Annotated in this window: 23 protein-coding genes; 10 read left to right on the forward strand and 13 right to left on the reverse strand. The window is 45.9% G+C overall.

Annotated elements, in window-relative coordinates:
* Positions 1–2: 2 nt before the first annotated feature.
* On the reverse strand, positions 3–731 hold the full coding sequence (gene scpB, locus C2755_RS06350; protein WP_215320124.1) for an SMC-Scp complex subunit ScpB: 729 nt from the start codon (positions 729–731) through the stop codon (positions 3–5).
* A 186-nt stretch (positions 732–917) separates the two neighbouring features.
* On the opposite strand from scpB, the gene C2755_RS06355 reads away from it, so the two are divergent.
* Positions 918–1,841 carry a patatin-like phospholipase family protein gene (locus tag C2755_RS06355; RefSeq protein WP_215320126.1) on the forward strand — a complete coding sequence of 308 codons (924 nt, stop codon included), beginning with the start codon at positions 918–920 and terminating at the stop codon, positions 1,839–1,841.
* 26 nt (positions 1,842–1,867) lie between these two features.
* Here C2755_RS06355 and C2755_RS06360 read toward each other — a convergent pair whose 3' ends face one another.
* The 5 genes from C2755_RS06360 to C2755_RS06380 all read right to left on the reverse strand — a co-directional run bounded on the left by C2755_RS06360 (position 1,868) and on the right by C2755_RS06380 (position 8,253).
* Positions 1,868–2,515, reverse strand: coding sequence for a C40 family peptidase (locus C2755_RS06360; protein WP_215320128.1), 648 nt, complete (start codon positions 2,513–2,515; stop codon positions 1,868–1,870).
* 137 nt (positions 2,516–2,652) lie between these two features.
* Positions 2,653–4,290: an ABC transporter ATP-binding protein gene (locus C2755_RS06365; RefSeq protein ID WP_215320130.1), complete on the reverse strand. Its 1,638-nt coding sequence runs from the start codon at positions 4,288–4,290 to the stop codon at positions 2,653–2,655.
* Positions 4,287–5,312: an ABC transporter permease gene (locus C2755_RS06370; protein ID WP_215320132.1), complete on the reverse strand. Its 1,026-nt coding sequence runs from the start codon at positions 5,310–5,312 to the stop codon at positions 4,287–4,289. The genes C2755_RS06365 and C2755_RS06370 overlap by 4 nt, the downstream gene beginning before the upstream one ends.
* Positions 5,309–6,373: a microcin C ABC transporter permease YejB gene (locus C2755_RS06375; RefSeq protein ID WP_215322324.1), complete on the reverse strand. Its 1,065-nt coding sequence runs from the start codon at positions 6,371–6,373 to the stop codon at positions 5,309–5,311. Before C2755_RS06375 ends, C2755_RS06370 begins: the two co-directional genes overlap by 4 nt.
* 11 nt (positions 6,374–6,384) lie before the next feature.
* Positions 6,385–8,253: an extracellular solute-binding protein gene (locus tag C2755_RS06380; RefSeq protein ID WP_215320134.1), complete on the reverse strand. Its 1,869-nt coding sequence runs from the start codon at positions 8,251–8,253 to the stop codon at positions 6,385–6,387.
* A gap of 50 nt (positions 8,254–8,303) precedes the next feature.
* Here C2755_RS06380 and fabI point away from each other — a divergent pair, with 50 nt between their 5' ends.
* The 6 genes from fabI (at position 8,304) to C2755_RS06410 (ending at position 14,685) form a co-directional block, all read left to right on the forward strand.
* Complete coding sequence (gene fabI / locus C2755_RS06385) at positions 8,304–9,089, forward strand: enoyl-ACP reductase FabI (protein WP_072583474.1); 786 nt, start codon at positions 8,304–8,306, stop codon at positions 9,087–9,089.
* A complete protein-coding gene (gene chrA / locus C2755_RS06390) occupies positions 9,086–10,414 on the forward strand; it encodes a chromate efflux transporter (RefSeq protein ID WP_215320136.1) in 1,329 nt (442 codons plus the stop codon). The genes fabI and chrA overlap by 4 nt, the downstream gene beginning before the upstream one ends.
* A gap of 22 nt (positions 10,415–10,436) precedes the next feature.
* A complete protein-coding gene (locus C2755_RS06395) occupies positions 10,437–11,321 on the forward strand; it encodes a MaoC family dehydratase N-terminal domain-containing protein (RefSeq protein ID WP_215320139.1) in 885 nt (294 codons plus the stop codon).
* 18 nt (positions 11,322–11,339) lie between these two features.
* Complete coding sequence (locus C2755_RS06400) at positions 11,340–12,716, forward strand: MmgE/PrpD family protein (RefSeq protein WP_215320141.1); 1,377 nt, start codon at positions 11,340–11,342, stop codon at positions 12,714–12,716.
* Between the two features lie 39 nt (positions 12,717–12,755).
* A complete protein-coding gene (locus C2755_RS06405) occupies positions 12,756–13,601 on the forward strand; it encodes a CoA ester lyase (RefSeq protein WP_215320143.1) in 846 nt (281 codons plus the stop codon).
* 94 nt (positions 13,602–13,695) lie between these two features.
* A complete protein-coding gene (locus C2755_RS06410; protein WP_215320145.1) occupies positions 13,696–14,685 on the forward strand; it encodes a tripartite tricarboxylate transporter substrate binding protein BugD in 990 nt (329 codons plus the stop codon).
* A 60-nt stretch (positions 14,686–14,745) separates the two neighbouring features.
* On the opposite strand, the gene C2755_RS06415 is transcribed toward C2755_RS06410, so the two are convergent.
* The 5 genes from C2755_RS06415 to C2755_RS06435 form a co-directional block, all read right to left on the reverse strand.
* Positions 14,746–15,114, reverse strand: a complete 369-nt coding sequence (locus C2755_RS06415) for a Rap1a/Tai family immunity protein (protein ID WP_215320147.1) — start codon at positions 15,112–15,114, stop codon at positions 14,746–14,748.
* A 21-nt stretch (positions 15,115–15,135) separates the two neighbouring features.
* Positions 15,136–16,407, reverse strand: coding sequence for a DUF3300 domain-containing protein (locus C2755_RS06420; RefSeq protein ID WP_215320149.1), 1,272 nt, complete (start codon positions 16,405–16,407; stop codon positions 15,136–15,138).
* A 75-nt stretch (positions 16,408–16,482) separates the two neighbouring features.
* Complete coding sequence (locus tag C2755_RS06425) at positions 16,483–17,097, reverse strand: hypothetical protein (RefSeq protein ID WP_215320151.1); 615 nt, start codon at positions 17,095–17,097, stop codon at positions 16,483–16,485.
* The gene (locus C2755_RS06430; protein WP_215320153.1) at positions 17,094–18,332 is read right to left on the reverse strand and encodes an exo-alpha-sialidase; all 1,239 of its coding nucleotides are present in this window, start codon (positions 18,330–18,332) and stop codon (positions 17,094–17,096) included. Before C2755_RS06430 ends, C2755_RS06425 begins: the two co-directional genes overlap by 4 nt.
* Positions 18,329–20,050: a glycosyltransferase family 39 protein gene (locus C2755_RS06435; protein WP_215320155.1), complete on the reverse strand. Its 1,722-nt coding sequence runs from the start codon at positions 20,048–20,050 to the stop codon at positions 18,329–18,331. The genes C2755_RS06430 and C2755_RS06435 overlap by 4 nt, the downstream gene beginning before the upstream one ends.
* 181 nt (positions 20,051–20,231) lie before the next feature.
* Here C2755_RS06435 and C2755_RS06440 point away from each other — a divergent pair, with 181 nt between their 5' ends.
* A complete protein-coding gene (locus tag C2755_RS06440; protein ID WP_251368445.1) occupies positions 20,232–20,564 on the forward strand; it encodes a hypothetical protein in 333 nt (110 codons plus the stop codon).
* Between the two features lie 14 nt (positions 20,565–20,578).
* A complete protein-coding gene (locus tag C2755_RS06445) occupies positions 20,579–21,853 on the forward strand; it encodes an NAD(P)/FAD-dependent oxidoreductase (protein ID WP_215320157.1) in 1,275 nt (424 codons plus the stop codon).
* 57 nt (positions 21,854–21,910) lie between these two features.
* Here C2755_RS06445 and C2755_RS06450 read toward each other — a convergent pair whose 3' ends face one another.
* Together C2755_RS06450 and C2755_RS06455 are read right to left on the reverse strand one after the other, a co-directional pair.
* Entirely contained in the window at positions 21,911–23,248 is a 1,338-nt protein-coding gene (locus C2755_RS06450; RefSeq protein ID WP_215320159.1) for a DUF3422 domain-containing protein, read from the reverse strand.
* A gap of 70 nt (positions 23,249–23,318) precedes the next feature.
* Positions 23,319–24,743 carry a TAXI family TRAP transporter solute-binding subunit gene (locus tag C2755_RS06455; protein WP_215320161.1) on the reverse strand — a complete coding sequence of 475 codons (1,425 nt, stop codon included), beginning with the start codon at positions 24,741–24,743 and terminating at the stop codon, positions 23,319–23,321.
* Positions 24,744–24,830: 87 nt separating this feature from the next.
* Between C2755_RS06455 and C2755_RS06460 the strand changes: the two genes are divergently transcribed.
* Positions 24,831–25,532: a pirin family protein gene (locus C2755_RS06460; RefSeq protein WP_215320163.1), complete on the forward strand. Its 702-nt coding sequence runs from the start codon at positions 24,831–24,833 to the stop codon at positions 25,530–25,532.
* Positions 25,533–25,551: the final 19 nt, after the last annotated feature.

Genomic DNA, 25,551 nt, shown 5'->3' on the forward strand with positions numbered 1-25,551 from the left:
TATTATTTTGTTTCGTCTGGATTGTCTTCAGACTCAGGGGTAACTTCCTCAGAATCTAGCTCAGAAATATCAATGATGATTTCCTCTGCAGTGATTTCAGTTGTCTCTTCTTCTATTTCGATCACCTCTTGAGCATCAGTATCAATTACTACTGTCTCTACCGTAGCAGATGGATCAAACTCCATTACCGCTTGACCTAATTGCGCTGCAGCAGCCATTGGCGCCGCATCTTCCAGCATCGGCAAGCTTTGTAAATTGGTCAAACTGAGATCGTCTAAAAATTGCTTAGTAGTGGCATACAAGCCTGGGCGTCCAACGGTTTCTTTATGCCCAATCACCTCAACCCAACCACGATCTTCCAACTGCTTCATTACATTACTACTCACAGCAACACCGCGAATTTCTTCGATCTCACCACGGGTGACAGGTTGATGGTAAGCAATGATGGCCAAAGTTTCCATCACGGCACGTGAATATTTTGGTGGCTTTTCTGGAGTCAAGCGATCAAGGTACTCGCGCATTGAGATACGGCTTTGAAAACGCCAGCCAGTTGCGATATGTACCAACTCCATACCCTTGTCATCCCAAACACGTTGCAGCTCGACTAATGCTTCATCGATATCTGCCGTAGTGATGTCCTCTACAAATAAGCGAGACAAATCAGCAACGGTGAGTGGTTCCTGTGCGCACAGGAGGGCTGTTTCAATGACGCGCTTATTTTGATCGTCCATAAAATTCGGGCTACCAGGAGTAATCCTGGCTAGGCTTTAAAAGGTATTTAGTAATGGGTTTTGGTGTTCTCAAGCTACTACGGACAATCCATCTCATCAATTCTTCTTGGGATATGCCCGCGCTGAAACGAAGTACTTTTCGTTCACCATGCTCTTATTATAAGGTAGGCTCAATACAATAGCCACATGCACAAGAATTCCACCAAACCCCCTTTATTTATGCCTAAGGCGATCTATTCCATAGAGCGCCGTCGACTCCTGGGCCTCGGAATTGGTATGGGGACCCTACTTGGAGGCGCAGGTTTGAGCTCTTGTAGCCTGGTGGGGAGTAAAAAACCTGTCGTTGGCCTAGTTCTGGGTGCTGGAGCAGCTCGAGGTTTTGCCCACATAGGCGTCATTAAGGTATTGGAAGCCCAGGGCATTAGACCCGATATTGTTGTCGGCAGTAGCGCTGGCAGTGTCATTGCCTCCCTCCTCGCATCAGGCGCCACCGGGAATGATCTGAATCGCTTGGCCCTCAATCTGGATGAGGCCACGATTGCTGACTGGGGTCTCCCGTTTGCCGGCCGTTTTGGCGGGCTCATTAAAGGTGATGCACTACAAAATATGGTTAACCGAGAAGTGCAAAATAAATCGATTGAGCAAATGCGCATCCCCTTAGGTATTGTTGCCACTGAATTGCAGTCCGGCAAAGGGGTTTTATTTAGGACAGGTAATACCGGTCTAGCCGTTCGCGCATCTTGCAGCGTACCCGGAGTATTTCAGCCGGCAGTAATCAGCGGCAAAGAATATGTGGACGGTGGTTTAGTAGCACCAGTGCCAGTCAGCTATGCAAGACAGATGGGGGCAACCCTAGTCATTGCAGTAAATATTTCTTCTGAGCCAGTTCATCAAGATGCCAGTGGAACCTTAGGTGTCTTGCAGCAAACCATCTCCATCATGCAGAGAAGTATTAATCAGTACGAACTCAAAAGCGCTGACATCGTGATTCAGCCGCAGTTAAAACAAATGGGTAGTGGTGATTTCAAATCCAGAAATGCCGCCATACTCGCTGGTGAAGCTGCAGCACAAGAGCAAATGGGTTTGATTAAAGAGAAGCTGAAAGGCTAATAGCAATCAGGCTGAGAGTCTCTTACTTAAAGGCTGCGTGAATTACGCTTAAGATTTTTGACTTCGTTGAGAAGCTCTTGACGCTCAGAGTCATCGAGATTGTCGCTACCATCTAAACGACGTGCTCCGTCAAAACGTTTATCCCAATAGAGGCTGCCGAGATCATCCACTCGAACATTGGTACCTCTGGAAGGTGAGTGAATGAATTTGTTATCACCCACATAAATTCCAACATGAGAAAAAGTAAGGCGCATCGTATTAAAAAATACGAGATCGCCTGGTTGCAATTCTTCACGGGTAATCGGTTTACCAACACGGCTCATTTGCGTTGACTTACGCGGCAATAAGAATCCCAACTTATCTTTGAAGACATAGCCAACGAAGCTACTGCCATCTAATCCAGACTGCGGTAATTCTGTGTCCCAGCGATAGCGCACGCCAATAACTTCCATAGCGCGGTTAATTAATTCGTCTGACTTGCCAGTCACGGTATCGGCCAAGCGGTCTGATACTCGGGCAATGTAGGAGCGCCCTGCTTGGAACATACTTTCTTTGGGAACTACAGCATCCGCAGATGCCTCTACCGCCGTATCAACCGCATAGGCAGATACAGAGATGATGGCGCCTAAACCTAGGCCCAGTAGTTTCAAAAGAAGTGCTTTTTTCAATGACATCGGTTCAGTTTAACAAAGAACCCTCAATTAACCAAGTCTTCACTCTATGCTTAAGTCTTTGTTTATAATGATAAATTTGCTTTATATCGGGGCAAATGCACCAAATTAGCCCATTCAGGGGGGTTTTGATCTGCTATCTAAGTCAGCTCTGCAGCAGCAAATAGCTCTTTCGTATAGGTCTGACGAGGGTACTTAATCAGGGTTTCGGTATCACCAAATTCCACCACCTTGCCCCCTTTGAGAACCATCACCTCGTGAGACATTGCTCTAATAACTGCTAGATCGTGACTAATCATGAGATACGCCAAGTTGTACTTTTTTTGCAGCTCGGTTAATAAGGCAAGTACCTGTTTTTGAATAGAGACATCCAATGCCGAGGTGGGCTCATCTAATACCAAAATTTGTGGGCGCAAAATTAAGGCACGCGCAATCGCAATTCTCTGGCGCTGCCCTCCAGAAAATTCATGTGGGTAGCGCAGAAGCGCAGAACGATCTAAGCCCACCTCTTTGAGCATATCCACTACACGTGTCTCACGTTCTGCAGTAGACAGTTTCGGAAAATGCACATCCAATCCCTCAGAAATAATCTGCAATACGTTCATGCGCGGTGACAGCGAGCCAAAGGGATCCTGAAAGATCACCTGCAAGCTAGAACGCATCGCACGTCGCTCAATAGGCTTGAGTTTTTGCCAATCGCTACCAAGCACATCAACATTGCCATTCACTTCTGCCATTGAATCACCTAGCAAGCCGAGTACAGCCATACCTAGGGTGGTTTTGCCAGAGCCAGACTCTCCAATCACACCAATGGTCTGACCTTGCTTTAGTTCAAAGCTCACTTTTTTCAATACTTTATGTGATGGCGCTTTTTTAAACCAGGAGACTGATTCTTCGCTCGGGTAAGCAACCGAGAGGTCCTCTGTTTTCAACAATACCGGAGCTAATGGCATCAGAGGTGCCAGATCGCGTACCGGCTCACTATTGACCAAGGCACGCGTATAAGGATCCTCTGGGCGCTCAAACACTTGTTTGGTTGGCCCAGCCTCCATCAAGTTACCTTGATTTAGGACAGCTACACGTTGCGCAAAATGCTTCACCAAATTGAGATCGTGGGTAATCAACAGAATGCCCATGCCACCATGATCTTTGGATTCTTCTTGGAGCTCTTTGAGTAAATCCAAGATTTGCAAACGCAAGCTCACGTCTAAAGCTGTCGTAGGCTCATCGGCAATCAGTAGCCGTGGCTTACATGCCAAAGCCATCGCAATCATGGCGCGCTGCCTTTGGCCACCCGAAAGTTGATGTGGATATGAATGAAAGCGGCGTTCAGGCTCTGGAATGCCCGTCTTTCTGAGTAGATCAATTGCAGCATCAATCGAATCCGCCTTAGAAATCAAAGGTTGATAGATTTGTACTGCCTCGATGATTTGATTACCAACAGTAAAGAGTGGGTTCAGAGCCGTCATCGGCTCCTGAAACACCATCGCAATCTCACGACCACGAATCTCCCGAATATCTTGGATAGACATCGAGAGCAAGTCCACCGTACCCTCCCCATCTTTTTTATTCCACAAAATCTTTCCAGAGACTTTGGCGCCCTCGGGCTCTAAACGTAATGGCGCCAATGCAGTCAGCGTCTTACCTGAGCCAGATTCCCCAACTAATGCCACACGCTCGCCAATGCCGATTTCTAAATCCAGATGATTGACTGCAAACTTTTCACGACGACCCGTTCCAAATGAAATACACAGATCTTCATAACGAAGCAAACTCATGAACGACCTCCGCTCATTACGCCAGCCTTGCGAGAATCAAAAGCATTACGCAATGCTTCACCCATAAAAGTTAATAGCAACAGAGTTGCGACCAAGACAACAAAGGTTGATAGAGAGATCCACCAGGCATCAAGATTGCTTTTGCCTTGAGAGAGTAGTTCACCCAAGCTTGGAGTACCTGGGGGTACACCCAAGCCTAAAAAGTCCAAGCTGGTTAACGACAAAATGGCGGCACTCATGCGAAATGGCAAAAAGGTAATCACTGGTGTCAAGCTATTAGGCAGAATGTGACGCCACATGATTTGCAAATTGGTTAAACCCAATGCTCTTGCTGCACGCACATATTCCAGGGCGCGATTGCGGAAAAATTCTGCACGGACGTAATCTGATAGGCCCATCCAACCAAAAGCGGCTAACAAAATAATCAGTAGGGAAACACTGGGATTAAAGATTGAGGCAAAAATGATGAGCAAGTACAGCTCTGGCATAGCTGACCAGATTTCTATCAGGCGCTGCGAGACTAGGTCAAACTTTCCTCCAAAGAAGCCCATTAAGGATCCAGTGATGATGCCCACACTCACGCCAACGATCGTTAGTGCAAGACCAAAAAGAATCGATAAGCGAAAACCATAGATCAGGCGAGCCAAAACATCGCGCCCACGATCATCGGTCCCTAACCAGTTCTCCCATGATGGTGGTGCTGGATTAGGCACTTGTGAAAAATAATTGAGCGTCTCATAGCTATAGTGAATCGGCGGGTAGATTGCCCAGTTTCCATTACTAGTAATGTTCTGACGAATATCGGGATCTAAGAAATCAGTTGGAGTCGCAAAGTCACCACCAAAAACAGTTTCTGGCTGACTCTTCACAATCGGAAAATAGAAATGGCCTTCATAGCGCACCACCAAAGGCTTATCATTCGCAATCAATTCAGCGCACATCGATAAGCCAAAGAGGATCATGAAGATCCATAAGCTTACATACCCTATACGACTATTTTTGAAGCGCTGCCAACGACTCATGAGCCGCCTCCTGCACCAAACTGAATGCGTGGGTCTACATAAACATAGCAAAGATCAGAGATTAACTTGGTGAATAGGCCAATCAGAGTGAATAAATACAGAGTGCCGAAAACTACTGGGTAGTCACGACGCATTACAGACTCGTACGAAAGCAAACCGAGTCCGTCTAATGAGAATAGTGTTTCGATCAATAGTGAGCCAGTAAAGAATGCGCCGATAAATGCGGCCGGAAAACCCGTTACTAAGGGCAAGAGTGCGTTACGGAATACATGCTTCCATAGCACTTGCTTTTCAGTAAGGCCCTTTGCGCGCGCAGTCAAAACATACTGCTTACGAATCTCTTCCAAAAAAGAGTTCTTAGTCAACATCGTGACTACGGCGAAACTACCCAAAACAGAGGCGGTAATCGGCAACACTAAATGCCACAAGTAATCCATGACTTTGCCAACCAAACTCAGATCACTCCAATTATCTGAAGTGAGGCCTCGTAGCGGGAATAACTGCAAGAAACTGCCTCCGCCAAAAAGCACCAGCAATAAGACACCCAATACAAAACCAGGAATCGCATAACCCACCAAGATCATGCTGCTGGTTACGGCATCAAAACGTGAACCATCGCGCACTGCTTTAGCTATTCCCAAGGGTATGGAAACTAAATACGTGATGAAGAAGGTCCATAGTCCAATGCTGATCGAGACCGGCAACTTAGAGACCACTAAAGTCCAAACGCTTTCGTGCTGGTAATAGCTTTGACCCAAGTCGAATCTGGCAAAGCGGCCTAACATCATGAAATAGCGTTCAAGTGGTGGCTTATCGAAACCATATAACGCTTTCACCTCCTCTAGGCGCTGTGCATCCACACCTTGACGGCCGCGATAGGTTGATCCGGACCCAGAGGACTCGGAGCCGCCTGTTGCAGCGCCACCCTTCCCTTTTAGTTCCAATACCATTTGCTCTACTGGACCACCAGGAACAAATTGCACTACTGCGAAGGTAAGCGTTAATACTCCCAAGATGGTAGGAATCATCAAGAGCAAACGTTTAAAAATATAAGCGCGCATTTGACCTTGCATTATTTGACCTCTTCTTTCCACCAATTTTGCATGATCCATGTCTCGGCCGAGTAATACAAAGGAGGTTCTGGATAACGCATCTCGTGGCGGAAGGCAACACGATGCGTTGGGTTGTACCACTGCGGCACAACGTAATAACTATTCCACAGAACTCTGTCTAGGGCTCTCGTTGCGGTTCTTAACTGTTCCCGATTTTGTGCTCTGGTAATTTCATCAATCAAAGCATCCACCACAGGAGACTGCACACCAATCACATTATCAGAGCCTTTTTCTTTAGCAGCCTGACTGCCAAAGCGATCCCAGAGTTCATTGCCTGGATTTTGGGAGTCCTGAAATCTGACGGTGGTCATATCAAAGTCGTATTCATTCATACGCTTTTGATGCAAAGCAAAGTCGCTAGTCCTAATATCTACCTCCACTCCCAGCTTCTCTAAGTTGCGTACATAAGCAGAAATCACTCTCAAGAAGAACCCGCCATCTTCCACAATCTCAAAACGAAATGGCTCACCCTTTTCATTGCGTAATGCACCGTCACGATATTGCCAGCCGGCATGAAGAAGGAGCTCACGGGCTTTCTTTAAGTTCTGGCGTAGGCTGCCGGGCGGCTTAGTTGATGGCGCCGCAGGCATTGGCTCAAAGACGGCATCTGGAACCCACTGTGGGTATTTTGCTTTTAAGGGCTTAAGTAGCTTTAGCTCTAACTCTGTAGGTTTGCGAGGGCCGTCAAAGTTGGCACTCAAATCACTGTTGGTGAAATAACTATTGATACGGCTGTACTGATCAAAAAATATTTGGCGATTAAGCCATTCAAAGTCAAGCGCATAACCTAAGGCTTCGCGCACACGCGCATCTTTAAAAATAGGACGTCGCACATTCATGGCAAAACCTTGCATGCCAGCGCCATTGTGATTTAGGAATGCTTTCTTTAAGAGAACACCTTGCTCAAACTTAGAGCCAACATACCCTTTAGCCCATATCTTGGCGCGATACTCAACCAGAGCATCAAACTCCCCTGCTTTAAAGGCTTCTAACCTAACAGCATCATCGCTATAGAGCTTATATAGAACACGATCAAAGTTATAAAAGCCAACGCGGACATTTAATGGTTTACCGAGTTGATCAGCCCAATAGTTTGGGTTCTTTTTATAAACAATCGATTTACCTGCTTTAAAAGATTCAATCAAGTAAGGCCCACTACCGACTGGCATTTCAAAGGCAAGACTCTCAAATGGAATCACCGTTCCATCAGCTTGCTTACCCCAGTTCCGTGAGAACACTGGAAATGTCCCCGCCAAAATAGGTAGTTCAGTATTGTCATTCTTAAAGTCGAAGCGGATGGATCGTTCAGACAAAACAACCGCTTCTTTAATATCCGCAAAAGTAGTTTTATAACGCGGATGCGCTTTACCACTCATCAAGGTATCAAAACTATATTTAACGTCAGCAGCCAAGACTGGACTGCCATCTGAAAATTTTGCCTCTGATCGAAGATGGAAGGTAACCGACTTGTGATCTTTGGCCACCTGAATATCGTCTGCCAATAAACCGTAAATACTAGAGACCTCATCCGCACTTCCTTCGGCCAAGGACTCAAACATCAATTCAATACCGGGAGCAGTGATACCTCTCAGGGTAAATGGATTAAATTTATCAAAGCTCGTTCTTTGCCCCGGGTTTGGCAAGACCAGGGTTCCACCCCGGGGAGCATTGGGATTAACGTAATCAAAATGGGCAAATCCATCAGGATATTTAGGCTTGCCGTATTGCGCAATCCCCTGTCCTGCCAGAGCGATATTGGCCCCTAGCCCCGCTAGCAGGGCTAGCAGCAAAAAATAGGCAATTTGTCGAATGGGCTTTAAGGTGGACATATATGCAACAATTGTAGATAGCTAATCATATTTGAAGTAAAGGACACAACATGGGCTTTCTCACCGGCAAAAAAATCCTCATTACCGGCCTCCTCTCTAATCGCTCTATTGCCTATGGCATAGCCAAGGCCTGCCACCGCGAAGGTGCCGAACTAGCCTTTACCTATGTAGGTGAGCGCTTTAAGGACCGTATCGTTGATTTTGCAAAAGAATTCAATACCGAACTGATTTTTGACTGCGATGTGGGCAGCGACGAACAAATCAGCGCCCTTTTTAAGGATTTAGCTAAATCCTGGCCCCAATTTGATGGTTTTGTACACGCGATTGGCTTTGCCCCACGCGAAGCAATTGCTGGCGATTTTTTGGAAGGTCTTTCTCGTGAAGGCTTCAAGATTGCTCATGATATTTCTGCATACAGCTTTCCAGCAATGGCAAAAGAAGCACTCCCAATGTTGCGTGATAAATCTTCATTGCTCACATTAACTTATTTAGGATCCATGAAGAATGTTCCTAACTACAACACTATGGGTTTAGCAAAAGCATCGCTTGAAGCATCCGTTCGCTACCTCGCTGGCTCAGTTGGCCCTAAAGGCATTCGCGCTAACGGCATCTCTGCTGGCCCAATTAAAACTCTAGCGGCTTCTGGCATTAAAGGTTTTGGCAAGATTTTGCAAGCGGTTGAGGAAACTGCCCCACTGCGTCGTAATGTGACCATTGATGATGTGGGCAATACTGCTGCATTCTTATTGTCTGACTTAGCCAATGGCATCACCGCTGAAATCATTTACGTTGACAACGGCTTTAGTCAAGTAGTTGGCGGAATGGATGAAGTTTGAGTATTTCGCTGCGCGAGGCCCTGAAGTTTTGGGCTAAGCTAGGCTTTATCAGTTTTGGTGGGCCCGCAGGACAGATTGCCGTTCTTCACCAAGAGTTAGTTGAAAAGCGTCGCTGGATTTCTGAGCGGCGCTTTTTACATGCTCTGAACTACTGCATGCTATTACCAGGGCCCGAGGCCCAACAGCTAGTAACCTATATTGGTTGGCTCATGCACCGCAGCTGGGGCGGCATCCTAGCGGGTACGCTCTTTGTGTTGCCCTCCTTATTCATTTTGATTGGCTTGTCATGGGTATACCTCACCTTCGGACAAGTTCCTTGGATTGCAGCCATCTTTTTTGGTATCAAGCCTGCAGTGACTGCGATCGTATTGCACGCTGCAGTGCGAATTGGTAAACGCACAATTCATAACCAAGCACTTCAATGGATCGCCCTTGGATCTTTTTTAGCCATCTTTATTCTGAATCTCGCTTTTCCCATCATCGTGCTCATTGCGGCAGCAATCGGTTACTGGGGAGGCAAACGCTATCCAGAATATTTCCAACAAGCTGGTGGGCATAGTACGAAAGAAGCAAAACAATTTGATAACGCCATCATTGATGACGACACCCCTACTCCCGAGCACGCCAAATTTACTTATTCAAAAACGATACGCTATAGTGGTGTTGCGCTTGCTTGCTGGCTAGCCCCTATTGGTACGCTAGTAGCAATCTTTGGCTGGAAAACCTTATACCCAAATATCGCATGGTTCTTTACCAAAGCCGCCCTTCTGACTTTTGGTGGCGCTTATGCTGTGCTTCCATATGTATATCAAGGAGCAGTCGAGCACTTTCATTGGCTCAGCGCCAATCAAATGATTGATGGTTTGGCGCTGGGTGAAGCAACGCCAGGCCCGCTGATCATGGTGGTAGCCTTTGTTGGCTACCTTGCAGGACATATTCAATATCTGATTGGCAACAGCAACCCATTTTGGTTTGGAGTGCTAGGCGCTTGCGTTGCTACTTGGTTTACTTTTTTACCCTCCTTCTTTTTTATCTTGGTGGGCGGTCCGTTAATTGAGTCAACCCATGGCAAGCCAGGATTTACAGCACCGCTAACCGCAATCACAGCAGCAGTGGTTGGCGTCATCGCTAATCTAGGCCTCTTCTTTGCTTATCACGTCTTTTTACCAAGAGGCTTTGGCGGATCTATCTCTTGGATCTCGATTTTGATCTGCGGTTTAGCTGGTTTGGCTTTATTTAAGTTTCAAAAGGGTGTTCTTTCAGTATTGGGCGGTTCAGCCTTGGCTGGATTGCTCTTCTATTACATCTCTATTTTGATAGGGTGAGTTTTTTCACAAGATTGGCATAATGGAACTTATGCGAATCGAATCTCAAACTATCACCCACCTGCAAGAATGGCTTGGTAAAACCGAGTCTCTACAAGACACCGTCACAGCAGCCCCTGTGCGAGCACTATCCGCAACTTTGGATCGCAATGATGCTGCACCAAGTAAGGGGACTTTTTTACCTGAGCTATGGCACTGGTTGTATTTTCTGCCCCACGCCCGCGAATCCGAAATCGGACCTGATGGTCATCCAAAACGTGGTGGCTTTCTTCCGCCGGTGCCACTACCTCGTCGTATGTGGGCAGGTAGCCGCCTTGAATGGCTAAAACCACTTGCTGTTGGCGACGAGATTGAACGCGTTTCCACGATTGAGTCCGTAAGCCATAAAGCAGGTCGCACAGGCGACTTAATTTTCGTATTGGTCAATCACAAAATCTCTAACCAGAACGGTCTAGCGATTATTGAAGAGCATGACATTGTGTATCGCGATGCGCCAGGGCCAGACGATAAACCTGTTGCCCCTACTGCCGCACCGACGGATGCCAAATGGAGTAAAGCAATTACGCCTGATGACGTACTTCTATTTCGTTATTCAGCATTAACTTTTAATGGCCATCGAATTCACTATGATCGCAAATATGTTACTGAAGTTGAGGGCTATCCAGGCCTCATTGTTCACGGCCCCTTGATTGCGACTCTATTAGTTGATCTAGTGCGTCAAAGTATTCCAGGATGCAAGCTTAAGAGTTTTGAGTTCCGCGCGATACGCCCTACTTTTGATATCAATATCTTTAAAGTCAATGCCAAGCCGGATCTAGAAAATGATCCGAGTGGAAAAACTATTTCCATTTGGGCAGAGGATCATGAAGGTTGGCTCACTATGCAAGCCACTGCTGTTCTAGCCTAATCACAAGAAGGTTTACTGATGACCACTCAACACCTTTCTCGTGAGCTAGCTAGCTTTGCGGCCAATTTACAAGCTGCAGACATTCCAAGTAATGTCATGAACCGTGCTGAAGACCTATTAGTCGATTGGTTTGGTTCCGCTATTGCTGGCAGAGGCTCGCGCCCAGTGGAGCTCATTACTCAGTTTGCACAAAATATGGGTGGGTTTAATGCAACACACGCTGGCCCCTCTGAAGTTTTAATTTCTCGCAAAACTTCTAGCCCCATTTTAGCGGCTATGGCTAATGCTGCAGCATCACATGTTGCAGAACAAGACGACGTCCACAATGGCTCAGTCTTTCATCCGGCCACCGTAGTATTTCCACCTGCACTTGCTTGTGCGCAAGCCATTGGTGCATCTGGTGAAGATTTATTAGTTGCTGTAGTAGCAGGCTACGAGGTAGGCATTCGGGTTGGTGAATTTTTAGGTCGCTCTCATTACAAAGTGTTTCATACCACTGGAACGGCCGGCACATTAGCTGCAGCTGCGGCAGTTGGTCGCCTACTGAAACTCAATTCAGAACAAATGCTCCATGCCTTTGGTTCAGCGGGCACGCAGTCAGCCGGCCTCTGGGAGTTTCTGCGTGATGCCGCAGATTCCAAACAATTGCATACGGCCCATGCGGCCTCCACTGGCTTAATGTCCGCCTATATTGCACAAGCTGGCTTTACAGGCGCTGAACATATCCTGGAAGGCAAGCAGGGATTAGCGGCAGGCATGTCAAGCGATAGTCGCCCCAGTAAATTGGTTGATCGTTTAGGTACCCGCTGGGCTTTAGCAGAAACCAGCTTTAAGTATTACGCCTCCTGCCGTCACACTCACCCTGCTGCTGACGCTCTACTGCAAGTCATGCTGGCAAACAAACTATCTCCTAGCGATATTGCGAAAGTAGAAACCTTGGTTCACCAAGGCGCTATTGATGTCTTGGGCCCAGTAACTGACCCTACTACCATTCATCAGTCCAAGTTCTCTATGGGAACGGTGCTCGCTTTAGTTGCACACTACCAATTTGCTGGCTTACAAGAATTTGATCGGCACTTTCATGATGATGCAATCTGCGCCTTCCGTGAGCGCGTCTCGATGACGCTAGATCCTGAGGTAGATGGCGCCTATCCGCAACGTTGGATTGGCAAAGTCAAAGTTCACTTGAACAATGGGCAAATTCTGGAGGGTCGGGTGGATGAACCTAAAGGCGACCCTGGTAATACCCTATCTCGCGCAGAGATTACCGATAAAGCAATGCGCTTAGCAGCATTTAGCGGGGGTGCTAGCCCAACAGAGATGAGCAAAGCAATTGATCTCTTGTGGAATATCCGCAAACAAGCCAAGATAAGCTTTCTACTGCCGTCCACATAAGCAAATCTACTATTCGCCCCCTTATTTTTTTAGGTTGATATGAACCCACTTGATACACCGCTAGGCTTTAGCACTAACTTTCTATTTGTACCGGGCACTTGTCCTGAACGTTTTATGAAAGCCCTCGATAGTGGCGCTAGCGGCGTTGTCTTGGATCTAGAAGATGCCGTTGCAGAGGAAGATAAAGAGAATGCACGTGACGCCATTCGTACAGCATGGCCTAGCTTTAGCCCTGAGCAAAAGAAGCGACTAGTCATTCGCACAAATTCACCTGGTAGTAAATTTTATTCGGCTGACCTAATTCTTGCGCAACAACTTGAAGTTGCCTGCCTATTAATTCCCAAGAGTGAATCGCTCGACCAAATTAATGGCGCCGCCCTCATACTTCCTAATACCGCAATTATTCCCATGATTGAAACGGCAATTGGGCTGGATAAACTAAAAGAAATTGCAAACTCCAATCAAGTGATTCGCCTTGCTTTGGGTAATTTAGATCTACAAGCGGATCTAGGCATGGTCTGTGATCTTCAAGAAACGGAATTGCAAACAGCACGTTTCCAGATCGTTTTAGCATCACGACTTGCACAGATTGCCCCTCCTATTGATGGAGTTACACCATCCACTGACGACATTGAGCGCATTACCGATGACGCAGAGCGTGCAAAACGTATGGGTTTTGGTGGAAAACTCTGTATTCACCCAAAACAAGTGGCTATCGTCATCAAGGCATTTATCCCAACTGAAGAAGATCTGGCCTGGGCCCAACGGGTTATTGAGGCAGATATGACCTCCAAGGGCAGTGCAGTAAAGCTCGATGGCCGCATGATAGATCGCCCAGTTGTGTTGCTGGCTAAAAGAACCCTGGCTATTGCTGGTAAACACTAAGAGTTTCCTCTGTCTAAAGAGTTGCAAAACTGGCAAAATAACTCTGAGTTGTTTTGCACTCATATAATTTTTATAACTACTACTAGAGACAAAAATGAAATTACGTAAATCACTATTTGCCGGTTTCTGTGCAATCGCTACCCTAGGATTTATTGCAGGTAATGCGTTAGCTGCAGATCCCTATCCAAATAAGCCCGTCACATTGGTTGTGCCCTTTGCTGCTGGCGGACCTACAGACGCTGTTGCTCGTCTAATTGCCGTGCCGATGGGTAAAGAATTGGGCCAAACCGTTATTGTTGAAAATACTGTTGGTGCTGGTGGCACCATTGCAGCCACCCGTGTTGCGCGCTCCGCTCCAGATGGCTATATGATTTTCATTCATCACATGGGTATGGCTACCGCACCGGCTTTGTATAAAAAATTGAACTTTGATCCAATGAAGGACTTTGAATACATCGGCCAAGTCGTGGATGTACCAATGGTACTTTTGGGTCGCAAGAACTTCCCACCAAACAACTTTAAAGAATTAGAGGCTTACATCAAGGCCAATAAGGATAAAGTGACGCTGGCAAACGCTGGTCCTGGTGCGGTATCTCAGTTATGTGGCCTTTTATTTATGTCGCGCGAAGGCGTGGAATTAACAACCGTTCCCTACAAAGGAACTGGCCCTGCATTAACCGATTTGCTTGGCGGCCAGGTTGACCTACTCTGCGATCAGACCACACAGACTGTTCCCTATATTAAAGATGGTTTAGTAAAAGCCTATGGTGTTACCACACCAAAACGCCTGCCAGCCTTACCAAATATCCCTACCTTGGATGAGCAAGGCCTTAAAGGCTTTGATGTCAAAGTTTGGCATGGTATGTATGTCTCTAAAGGCACGCCTCCTGCAGTCGTCGCTAAAATCAATAAGGCGCTTAACGTTGCTTTGAATGACCCTGAAGTAAAGGCTCGTTTAGCAGAGTCCAATATTGAAATTGTTTCACCAGCCAAGAGAACTCCAAAAGGCTTGCAAGAACATCTTGAGGCTGAGATTAATAAATGGGGTCCTGTAATTCGCAAGGCTGGAGCCTATGCGGATTAAGGGCTTACCTTAGAAATAAAAAAGCCAGCATCTCGCTGGCTTTTTTATTGTGCTGAGTTCTTATTTACAGGGGTAATTATCAGTAAAGAAACGCATTAAAGTTTTAGCTGCTTTCTCTTTATTAAACTGAGGGTTTGTCTTGGACCACGCCAGGAACTTTTGCAAGACCTCATTACGAGTCTCGCTCTTATTTGCAAAGCAAATGGCTGGCTTGGCGTCTGGACGACGATTCGCTAAGTATCCCTGATACACTCCTTCGCCAAAGCCAAAACAAAAACTGCGGCCTTGCTCATCATCAGGATTTTTACAGAGCTCAACAAATGCAGCAGTACTAGCATCATCTGCTGGGAGATCCTTCTGCGCAAATGCAGTTGGGGCAAGGGACAGGATGGATGCAATAACTACGAATGTTGCTATGAATGTTTTCATGATTCTTTCTCTCAATAAAGGTTAACGCCTAAAACCGCTCATGTGGCCACCGCCAAATCCACTCATGTGGCCGCCACCACCGCCACCACCAAACCCACCCATATGGCCACCGCCAAATCCACCATCTCGCCCACCGTTATCAAAGCTACGTGAGCGATCTTGATTGCCATCAAAGCGGGCTTGATCTCGCAAAGCGTTTTCTTGAGCGGCCTCGCGATAGATATTGGGATTAGATCTATCCATCTGGGCATCATTGCGTGCTTCTTGATTTAAACGTGCTGCTTGATTTCTTTCTTCAGGAGTTGCATCTTTCTGAAAAGCATTGTTAGCGCGTTGACCATCCATTCTGGCCGCCTGCCTCTCGCCTGGAGTGGCGTTATTTTTCCAATCGTTTAGTAAGCGCTGTTGGTTAGCAATGTTTGCTGGTCCGATAATTGCCCGAGAAGGTACACGCCCTGAGGCATTAATTGTTGTGGAATTAATCGTGCCATTGTTCCAATTGGGGGATGACCAGAAAGCATCTCCGATCGCAAAGCCTAGGCCAAAAGTCATCAGACCCCAAGCAGGGTCATAGACAGGATATGGTGGGTACTCTGGATAGGGCCATGATCCATAAACAACTGTTGGACTATAACTTGGAACGTAAACCACTTTTGTATTAGCCGGGCTAATCAAGACGTTACCACCCGCATCGGTAGTGACAGTAATTTGCCTATTAGACTTAAGGTTACCAGCTTTGATAGCCATTTTTCTAAGGATTTGAACCGCTTGCATTGTGTCAGCAGCCTGGAGCTTATAAGCATTGCCAAGATTCTGGGTCCACTGTAATTTGCTGCCCATCATATTGAATGCTTCTGGGAACGATATTAAGGATTTCACGCTGTCGTTCCAACTTTGTGCCTTGAGCGCATTTTGTAGATCGTCGCCCTTCAATGAAGCATTGCTAGTGCGCCAGTTATAGGCCTCAGCAACTTCTAAGGGGTACGTTGAGGCTAGAAGCATCAGCGAGAGCAAGGAGTCGGGATATAGCGCTATTGGCGAAACTAAGGACTGCAATTGCTCTGAAGAAATAGTTTGTGGGCCTGCGTTATAGCTTGAATCCTGGGTATAGCCAGGACTACCAGATCCGCCACTTTGCATATAACCCTGAGGATAATAGTAGCCACTTGATTGATACGGTCCAGGATTCATAACGCATCCATTCAGAAGAGATCCTAAAGCGATCGATGCCAGCGTTAGCAATCCAACTTTTGCATTCTGCGCAGGAATAGTTTTTTGACTTGTCCGCTTCATATCCGCCTCAATATTGTTCTAAATAAATAGCTCACTAGATTTAACCCACTCTACTACTTTGCAATGCTTTGGGCATTAGCCCGGTCTAAATAAGTATCCAGAGCGAGCTTTATCTCTACGCCTTCTATAGATGGCCCCTATAAGAGCAAACAGAGCCCAAATAGCCAAGAATGGGTCAAGCAAGTAATCCCAAAGGTTGGCCGACTCATGCCAGTGGACTGTCCAAGCCAGAATGGCGATAGCAATAATCCATATACCCTTCGTCCAGCCTGCCAAGCCACACACTAGGGCAAAAAATAGGACCCCAATTAAGAATGCTATGGATCCATAGCCCCATGCATAAGGGTCGATCATTCCCAAGCCCAAGGCAAATGGATAAAAACATAGGGAGATGATTGCCACGGAAAATTTGAAAGCAATTGGCGTAGGCTTATTGGCTGGTAGCAATGAGCTCCACAACAATAAAGTCAGCACGATGCTCAGATCACCAGTCAAGCCGCGTACATAAGCCACCAAGGGTAAATTCATACCAAATGGCCAAAACAGAATATTTCCCATCAGAAGGACTAAAAATACTTTTATAGCAAATGGAAAAGGATTTGAAGAAAACTTTTGCAAGATCCAAATACCCACTACCGCACAAGAAATAGACAATTCAATCAAAGCTATGATTTGCATGAGCTGATTCATTGCTGCACCTCCTGATGAGCTGGATCTGCTTCAGCGCTGTTTATTTGTTGATGGGCCTGTCTTAGCCAAGCACCAGAAAAATAACGATGCCGAATTTTCTTACGATCCCAGGTGTAAACCAAATGCGCATCGTCACCGTCTACGGTGATTAAGTAAGGGTATGAGAATTCTTTACGTTGAGCCTCAGGTAAAGTCTCATCATCCTCTAATACTTCAACGGTTTGCCACTGCCCAGATTTGACATCGCTCATCAATAAGACCAGGCGATAGCGCCCATTTTCAATATTATTTAAAACCAAAATACGAGCGCCATTTTTTAACATGAGTCCTGCAACCGCAGAATTCGGATTTGCTATTGCCAAATCTTCTGAATGTTGCCATGTTTGACCCGCATCTTGGGTATGGGCGACCGGAATTTGCTTTGGTAGGCTTGAGCTGCGCGTTTGTCGAAAATAAGCGCTAGCATCTTGCGTGTCATTGACAAATACAAGTGGCTGAATCGCACCGCGCCCAGAGCTCATACGACGTTTATCGATTACTTGACCTGCCTCTATTCTTAGAAACTCGCCAAAACGCCCTATCCATTCATGATAGGCAGGCAATCCCAGCAAGCCATCGGCGAACATCACATTAGGAGACTTCACAAGGGTGCTTAAATTTAGTAATGGGGAGCTAATGAGACGTTGCGGATTGCTCCAGGTCAAACCTTCATCACCCGAAGTTATGGCAGAAATTGAACTGCCCGCCCAACCGCCAATAGAGACGGTGACGAAGAACAATTGCAGACGACCATCAGCTAATCTGGCTGGTACAGGATTGCCTAACTTAGCGATATAACGTGAAAGCCCCTTCTCTGCGCTAATGCGATCTATCATAACAGTGGGCGCACTCCAGCTAGAAGACTTCGGGTCATATACGGAGCTATAGATCGATACATCAGCAGCACCTTCGCGACTACCGGCAAACCAAAACGCTCTCACTTCACCATCCTTGAGGGCAATCATTGAAGCTGCATGGACTGAGGCAGCACCAGTATCAGGAAGCCAATGTGATTGAGGCGCGGGGATGTTGATCTTGATGGGACTTTTTGTCTTCGTTACTGCAGTCTCATCCAGAACTTCATCTACCCGGAAAGAAGGAGTCGCAAATGGCGCCCATACTGGGCGACTATCAATGTGCAGAAAGCCAATCACTGCAGCAAGCAACAAAAAACAAAGGGCAATGACACGACTCATCTACAAACATCCTTTAAGTTCGATAAATCTGGGTTTGCTACCGGTGTAGAGATCAGGTATTCATTAACGAATAAATGCTTGCCAATTTTCCCCATCATCATCTCCTGAATTTCTTCGTTTGAGTGACGTGCCCTCATCTCCATTCTTTGCCCAACAATCTGACAAGACTCACAGATTGCTGGCAGAGAACCTAACGGGGTATGCACTGCTACCAGGGGATAGGTAGAGGTAAGGGTTGCGACTTCAGCAGCATCCTTAGCCAAATAACCATGCAGCTTTGCACCCGGTAGCAATAATCGATACTCCTCATCCTTGGCTCGATAGTCACAAGGAATCCAAACATCCTTGCCTTGCAACTGAGTAATCGTTTCTGCCGAGTAGCGCCCTAAGCGCCCTTCTAATGGAGCAAGACTACTAGTCAGCCCGCAATAAACCAAAAAGCAGGCTGCCAAAGAAATAGTTTTGGTAAAACGTTGATTCAGTAAACCCAGCAAGACCAGCAGTATTCCTGCTGCCATGAGGATCCAATGACAATAGGAGTATGTCCATGCGCCAGCATCACCCATAAATTGTGAGAACTGAAGGTTGATACCAATCCATAGCAAGAGCGATAACACCAGTAATTGCAAAAGCAAAGCAATGCGAAAGCCCCATAAAGGCAACTTGTCCCAATATAAGGCAATCAGCACCGCAAAGGCTGGCATCACTGGTAAAAGGTAGCGACCTGAACGCTGACTAGGTAGACTGAATACAATGAAGAACGCTGCTATCAACAGCAGCAATAGAACCTCTTCTAAATTCAGAAAGCGACGTGCACGCCAGCATTGCATCAAGCTCGATATCAACACAAAGCTAAATAAGCCAGCATTAGTAATCGTCGTCAAAATTAAAAGCCAAATACTGTCGCCACCGCGCAGCAAATCCATGAAATAACTAGACCGGCGTGCAGCAAACTTACCGGCATTCTCGCCCAGTACAAACTCTTTCCAAACAGCTTCTGGATAAGGGTCCATGGCAAACCACAAGGCAAATACGCCCAGGGCAAGTACAGCGATCAGGATTAACTTATATAGGTCGCGGATAAGTACCTGAGGAATACTCCACTGCCGCCAGCGCCAGTAATACAGCCCCAAAGCAAAAGTAGCAGGAACGATGTAGGCAAAAGATTTTGCAAATAGTGCAAGACCAAAACAAACCCCCGCCATCAATGGGAAAAAGAATTTAGATTCAAATGCACTTTTACCCCAATACAAAATCGCCATAAATGGTAGCGATATCCAAAATACTTCCGGAGGATCTGCTAAGAATGGTCGACCATAGCGATAGGTTGCAAAAAAGGAGAGCCAAACTAATGCTGCCAATATTCCAGTTTGCGTTTTTCCACTGAAACGTTGGACTGCTAAAAATAAGAAAAATGCTGTGAGTCCGGTATATAGAACACTGGGCCAACGCAAATTTGCCAAACTCCATTCACTTGCCCAATTCGTACTAGCAATACCTTGCCAAAATATCAGTGGTGGCTTGGTATTTTTGATGCCATCCATTTCAGACCGCAACGGCAGCCATTGGCTCGACTCCGCCGTCATACGCACAATATGCATATAGGGGTACTCATCACCGTTTTTTGGTGCAAATCGGCTATCCAAACCATAAAGGTAGGTAAATACACCTAAAAGGAGTATCAATAAGGCGGAACGGTAAGAAAATGAAATTCTCATACCCGTAGTTTATAGGGCTTATAGAAAATTCCAACAAAACACATCAGGCCCGTATTTTCGAATGAACTTATGAAAAATGAATCTGAGGTAAGCGCTACTTTTTAAGGATTTCTTGATTAAGATACTCATAAAGCAATAAACCTATGAGTCAAAAAAAATAATTTGAATGGAGAAAAACCGCATGCGAGCACTGTTTTCAAGACCCGCAATCGTAGTATCGACATACATTGGATTGTGTCTATGGAGCAGTCTTTCTTTAGCGCAAAATCCAGATGCAAGCAATTTATATAAACGCAGCCTTGCAGCAACCTGCGCCAATTGTCATGGCACTGAAGGAAACGGTGTTATTGATAGCAACATCCCACTCATCAACAATCTCACTCACACACAAATATTAGAAAAATTGATGGCTTATAAATCTGGCTCATTAGAGGGTACTATCATGCCGCAGCTGACCAAGGGCTATACCGAAGAACAGCTCAATACCATTGCCAATCAACTTGGCAAGAACTAATAAGGAAGCCCATCATGGATCGTCGACACTTTATTGGTCAGAGCACCGCCGCACTTGGTTTGATGGCAGGCTTTTCTGGTCAAGCCCACGCAAATTTACAAAAGGCAGAAATCATCGTGATTGGCGGAGGGTATGGTGGCGCTACTGCTGCTAAATATTTACGCCTGTTTTCCAACAATACCGCCAAGGTGACGTTGATTGAGCCTAATGCTGCTTTTGTTTCCTGCCCACTATCTAATTTAGTTGTAGGTGGCTCACGCACAATATCTGAAATCACGACCCCTTATGACAATCTGAGCAAGCGTCATGGCGTGAAGATCATTCAAGACAGCGTCTCCAGCATCGACCCCGATAAAAAAACAGTTAAGCTTGCCTCTGGGAAAACCTTGCGTTATGACAAAGCGATCGTCTCACCTGGCGTTACCTTAATCATGAATAGTATTGAAGGACTGGCTCAAGCCAATAAAGCAGGCGTTACCCTCCAGGCCTGGAAAGCGGGTCCTGAAACTACCGCCTTACATAAACAACTCGCCTCTATGCGTGATGGTGGCACTTTTGCCATTAGTATTCCGGAAGCACCGTATCGCTGCCCTCCCGGTCCTTATGAGCGAGCCTGCCAGGTAGCAAACTATCTTAAGCACCACAAGCCTAAGTCTAAAGTTCTCATTTTGGATGCCAACCAAGATGTCACTTCAAAAGGTGCGCTCTTTAAGAAGGTGTGGGCAGAACAGTACTCAGGATTGATTGAGTATTTACCCAAATACAATGTCACCGCCGTGGATGCAAAAACAAAAACTTTGAAATTTGAAGTCCAGGACGATATTAAGGCGGATGTTTTAAATATCCTACCGGCGATGAGCGCAGGTGAGATTGCCGTCAAAACTGGGTTAGCAAATTCCAATGGCCGCTGGGTTAATGTAAATTACCTCAACTTTGAATCTACTGCACAAAAAGACATTCATGTCTTGGGTGACTCGATTCAAGTAGCGCCAGCAATGCCTAAGTCAGGGCACATGGCCAATCAACACGCCAAAGTGGCGGCTGCGGCGATTGTGGCCGAACTCAGTAATTGGGAAGTTAATCCAGCGCCAGTAGTAAACAATACTTGCTACAGTTTTGTGAACGAACGAGAAGTGATTCATGTGGCAAGCGTTCATCAATACAGTGCTACTAAGAAAACTTTTGAACCTGTTCATGGTGCAGGAGGGCTATCTCCAGCACCCTCAACTCTTGAAGGGGTATACGCCTGGGGCTGGGCTCATAACATCTGGGCTGATAGCTTGGGCTAGAGCCTTTACCCTTAATAAAAAAGAGACCTTCGAGTCTCTTTTTTATTGATCAGGACATCAAGACGATAGCCGATGCCGTCTACGCCGACTAATAATTATGAAAATAATGGCAATCACTGGCGCCGCTATAGCAGCAATAATCTCAGGGTGAATATCGAGACCTGCCTCTTTCCCGCCTTTGACAATGTATGCCAATAAACTCACAGCATAATAAGTTAGCACCAGCACCGATAAACTCTCGACCGTTTCTTGAAGTCTTAACTGTAATCTGGCCCGTTGATCCATACTAGCTAGTAATTTTTGCGTTTGCTCCTCGTTTACAAACTCAATTCGAGTTCTTAGGGTTTGCGTTGTTCTGGAGATACGATCAGATAATTCTCGTAAACGTCGCTGAGTCCAAATGCATGTTCCCATAGCTGGCTGAAAACGCCGATCCATAAACTCGGACAATGTTTGCACCCCTGGGATAGATGACTCATTTAAGCCTATTAAATTCTTTGATAGAAGCTGACTATAGGCTTCAGAAGCAGTAAATCGAAGTCCATACCCAGAGATCCATTGCTCAATACGAGAAGCTAAGCGAGAAAGCTCTTCTAGAAAAATCCCATCTTTTTCCGTATTCACACCGGCCTCACCTTGTAACTGCGATATCTTTTCAGACAAGGCGGCTAACTCAGACTCTGCCTCTCTTAATGGCAAAGAAAGGCTTTTAGCTACCGGAAAAGAAATCATGGCAACCATACGGTATGTTTCTGCTTCTGCTAACGCCCTAGCGATTCGCCCTAGCTGTCTTGAGCCCATCCCCTCATGCGGGATGAAAAAAGAAATGAATCCATCCTGATCAAGTTGTAAGTCGGTCCATAACTGAGCCTTTTTACTAGAAAAGATGTGGCTACCTAAAACGGTATTGCCGCTAAAAATTTCGGACACTTCTTGCGCCTCTATAAATAGTGGACGATGCTCAAAAACTAAATCTAAAGCAGAAATTCTTTGGCCGCCAGCCTCAGAGATGATCGGGCAACCTAGATCCTTAAAAAGTAAATCTAACTCGCGCTCATTTTCCAATCTAGACTTGAGCAAAGGTTCTTTCACCTTCGACTTGTTGTGAAAAATTACCGCAATGGTTGCGAATTCTCCGTGCAACTCCCACTTCACCAGCACTCTTTCGGGCTCTGGCGCTAACCGCAAGATCATAAAAGAGTGGTCATCTGTATTTGGAGGACGTCCTAAGGCATTGCCTAATTTTTGCACCCACTGGATTTGTTGCTGACGAGAGGCGGCATCCAATAAAAAGGATTGGGATATCACCCTTTCATTTGGCCACAGTGGGATTGGAGGACGTGCATGAACCTCTTCATGCAAGACTGCTCTAGAGGGATGGTCGTAAGGTCTCATAAAAGGGTATAAATTTCTAAGTTATTACGATCATATACCCAGATTTATAAGCTAATAAGGCGCCATAAATCTAATAGCGCATATTGCCAGAGCCTAGGTCAACAACTTCATCAAATTGATAGGGGTGTACGCCCCTATTCAAGCAATTACGCACGTAATCAATGCTAGCTCGTAAGGCATAGTAGTCGCCAGACAGGCGCTTAGAAACTTTAATATTTAAAGCCTGGTACTCAAGTAAATTGAGCCTCTTTAGATACTCATCCCGCTGTTGATCGTCAAACCCATTGAGCAATTCTTGCTCCAAAGATTTCAAAGAGCTGTATAAACGATTAATCTTATTTTGCATGCGCTTAGTGCGATAACTTGGCAAAGACTGCAAAATTGGATAGCCTAAAATACAGAATGGGAGAAACACGAATACCAGACGGCTAATTAGCTCTGCAATCCAAAAGGGGAAATAAGCCGCCAATAAAGGATAATTATTTTTCTCGTAATGAACTGCAACTGGGCTTTCAGTTACTCCGGAGTCCTTGAAGGATGGAAACTCCCCTCGTTCGGCAAAGAAGGACGCCTTGCCATTAATTTCTCTGGCAGCCTCAAGAAACAGAAATTGAATAGCCGGATGCATACGATCATCAATCAATAAATTGGTAGTTGTGGCGAGCAACTTCATATCAGTTGGCGGAAAGTTACGCGGCAAACTAAAGGCTCCCTGGGGTACGTTAAGGATATGTAGATAGGAAATTAACTTAGCAAAAGCCTCTGCCCGTTTAAAGGTCACTAGATGCACACTCGGATCCTGCAACAAGACCTGGACATTTGGGGCCTCATAAGCATCCACGATAAAAATTCCATCGATTTCACCTGCCTGAAGCGCTTTAACCGCGTCACTTCCAGAAAGATTGAGAACTTGCACTCCTTTTTCGTAGCCGGCGGCTTTCAGTATTTTGGTTGACTGAGCATAGGTACCGCTACCCTCAATTCCTACGGAAATCTTTTTACTAACAAAATGTCGCATTACAACGCCAATAGAATCCGACTCGGCAGACTTCAGCTCCGGACCACGATAAAAAAACCAAATAGGATCATAGGCAATTGCACCCAAGGATTTAATCCCCTTGGCTTCATTAGCGGAATCAATACCGGCTTGAACGAATGCCGCTTGCAAAGGGTCATTACGATCCGATAGCCGATCTAAATTTTCTTGCGCCCCCATAGTGCGAACAAGCTCTAGAGTGACGCCTTTTTTCTTGAAAAATTCCACATATTTTTTCCCAAGCACTTCATAGGAGCCACCAGGCGATCCGGTCGCCAACATAACGTGTCTTGGTGGGGGTGGATCTGCATACAACCAGATGCCAATAAGGATTAACAAAAGAAGGGTTAGAAGCGGCCAGGTCTCCCTCAGAAATTGCGTAAAGTCATCCCACTTCTCCTGAGCGCTCTCAGAAAATCCCAAGAATGTTTCATGAATGTCTTGTTTAAAGCTTCCCATGCGCTACCAATCGGCAAATATCATTAAAGATAATGATAATAGGCTTATTCTGATTCTTTCAATTGGTCTTTTAACACCCCTAAAAATATGATAAATCTTAGAAAATCCCAGGATCGTGGCTATGCCGACCATGGCTGGCTTAAAAGCTTTCACTCCTTCTCATTTGCGGGCTACCATGACCCCCGCTTTATGGGCTGGGGGAATCTGCGCGTCATTAATGAAGATCGCGTAGCTGCTGGCATGGGCTTTGGAAAGCACGGTCATCGCAATATGGAAATTATTAGCTATGTTTTATCAGGGGAGCTCGCCCATCAAGACAGCATGGGAAACGTCGAAGGCATTCCCCCTGGGGATGTCCAGCGTATGAGCGCTGGTAGTGGAGTCACTCATAGCGAATTCAATCACGCCAAAGATCAAACCACACATTTTTTACAGATCTGGATAGAGCCCAATGTCTTAGAAATTGAGCCTAGCTACGAGCAAAAAACCATTCCCGCCATTGAAAAATCCGGGAAGTTGCGCATCATCGCATCCCCTACCGGAAATGATGGTGCTGTAAAAATTTATGCAGATGCCAAGGTATATGCTGGATTCTTTGATAAGGGCCAATCATTCGAGCTAGCATTAGATCCCAATAGAAAATTCTACGTTCACCTTATTCGTGGCTCACTTGATGTGAACGGTCAAGCATTGGATGGTGGGGATGCCCTCTTATTTCAAGCAGAAGATCGATTGGCAATTTCTAATGGAAAAAGCGCTGAGGTCTTGGTTTTTGACCTCAGCGCTTAACCTCTATTTTAAGGATCAG

The sequence above is a fragment of the Polynucleobacter sp. MWH-S4W17 genome, assembly GCF_018687535.1.
In the GTDB taxonomy this organism is placed as follows: domain Bacteria; phylum Pseudomonadota; class Gammaproteobacteria; order Burkholderiales; family Burkholderiaceae; genus Polynucleobacter.

Bases quoted from the DNA above. Each gene is read 5' to 3' on its own strand.
- scpB (WP_215320124.1), bottom strand. From the start codon at position 731: ATGGACGATCAAAATAAGCGCGTCATTGAAACAGCCCTCCTGTGCGCA.
- C2755_RS06355 (WP_215320126.1), top strand. From the start codon at position 918: ATGCACAAGAATTCCACCAAACCCCCTTTATTTATGCCTAAGGCGATC.
- C2755_RS06360 (WP_215320128.1), bottom strand. From the start codon at position 2,515: ATGTCATTGAAAAAAGCACTTCTTTTGAAACTACTGGGCCTAGGTTTA.
- C2755_RS06365 (WP_215320130.1), bottom strand. From the start codon at position 4,290: ATGAGTTTGCTTCGTTATGAAGATCTGTGTATTTCATTTGGAACGGGT.
- C2755_RS06370 (WP_215320132.1), bottom strand. From the start codon at position 5,312: ATGAGTCGTTGGCAGCGCTTCAAAAATAGTCGTATAGGGTATGTAAGC.
- C2755_RS06375 (WP_215322324.1), bottom strand. From the start codon at position 6,373: ATGCGCGCTTATATTTTTAAACGTTTGCTCTTGATGATTCCTACCATC.
- C2755_RS06380 (WP_215320134.1), bottom strand. From the start codon at position 8,253: ATGTCCACCTTAAAGCCCATTCGACAAATTGCCTATTTTTTGCTGCTA.
- fabI (WP_072583474.1), top strand. From the start codon at position 8,304: ATGGGCTTTCTCACCGGCAAAAAAATCCTCATTACCGGCCTCCTCTCT.
- C2755_RS06395 (WP_215320139.1), top strand. From the start codon at position 10,437: ATGGAACTTATGCGAATCGAATCTCAAACTATCACCCACCTGCAAGAA.
- C2755_RS06400 (WP_215320141.1), top strand. From the start codon at position 11,340: ATGACCACTCAACACCTTTCTCGTGAGCTAGCTAGCTTTGCGGCCAAT.
- C2755_RS06405 (WP_215320143.1), top strand. From the start codon at position 12,756: ATGAACCCACTTGATACACCGCTAGGCTTTAGCACTAACTTTCTATTT.
- C2755_RS06410 (WP_215320145.1), top strand. From the start codon at position 13,696: ATGAAATTACGTAAATCACTATTTGCCGGTTTCTGTGCAATCGCTACC.
- C2755_RS06415 (WP_215320147.1), bottom strand. From the start codon at position 15,114: ATGAAAACATTCATAGCAACATTCGTAGTTATTGCATCCATCCTGTCC.
- C2755_RS06420 (WP_215320149.1), bottom strand. From the start codon at position 16,407: ATGAAGCGGACAAGTCAAAAAACTATTCCTGCGCAGAATGCAAAAGTT.
- C2755_RS06425 (WP_215320151.1), bottom strand. From the start codon at position 17,097: ATGAATCAGCTCATGCAAATCATAGCTTTGATTGAATTGTCTATTTCT.
- C2755_RS06430 (WP_215320153.1), bottom strand. From the start codon at position 18,332: ATGAGTCGTGTCATTGCCCTTTGTTTTTTGTTGCTTGCTGCAGTGATT.
- C2755_RS06435 (WP_215320155.1), bottom strand. From the start codon at position 20,050: ATGAGAATTTCATTTTCTTACCGTTCCGCCTTATTGATACTCCTTTTA.
- C2755_RS06440 (WP_251368445.1), top strand. From the start codon at position 20,232: ATGCGAGCACTGTTTTCAAGACCCGCAATCGTAGTATCGACATACATT.
- C2755_RS06445 (WP_215320157.1), top strand. From the start codon at position 20,579: ATGGATCGTCGACACTTTATTGGTCAGAGCACCGCCGCACTTGGTTTG.
- C2755_RS06450 (WP_215320159.1), bottom strand. From the start codon at position 23,248: ATGAGACCTTACGACCATCCCTCTAGAGCAGTCTTGCATGAAGAGGTT.
- C2755_RS06455 (WP_215320161.1), bottom strand. From the start codon at position 24,743: ATGGGAAGCTTTAAACAAGACATTCATGAAACATTCTTGGGATTTTCT.
- C2755_RS06460 (WP_215320163.1), top strand. From the start codon at position 24,831: ATGATAAATCTTAGAAAATCCCAGGATCGTGGCTATGCCGACCATGGC.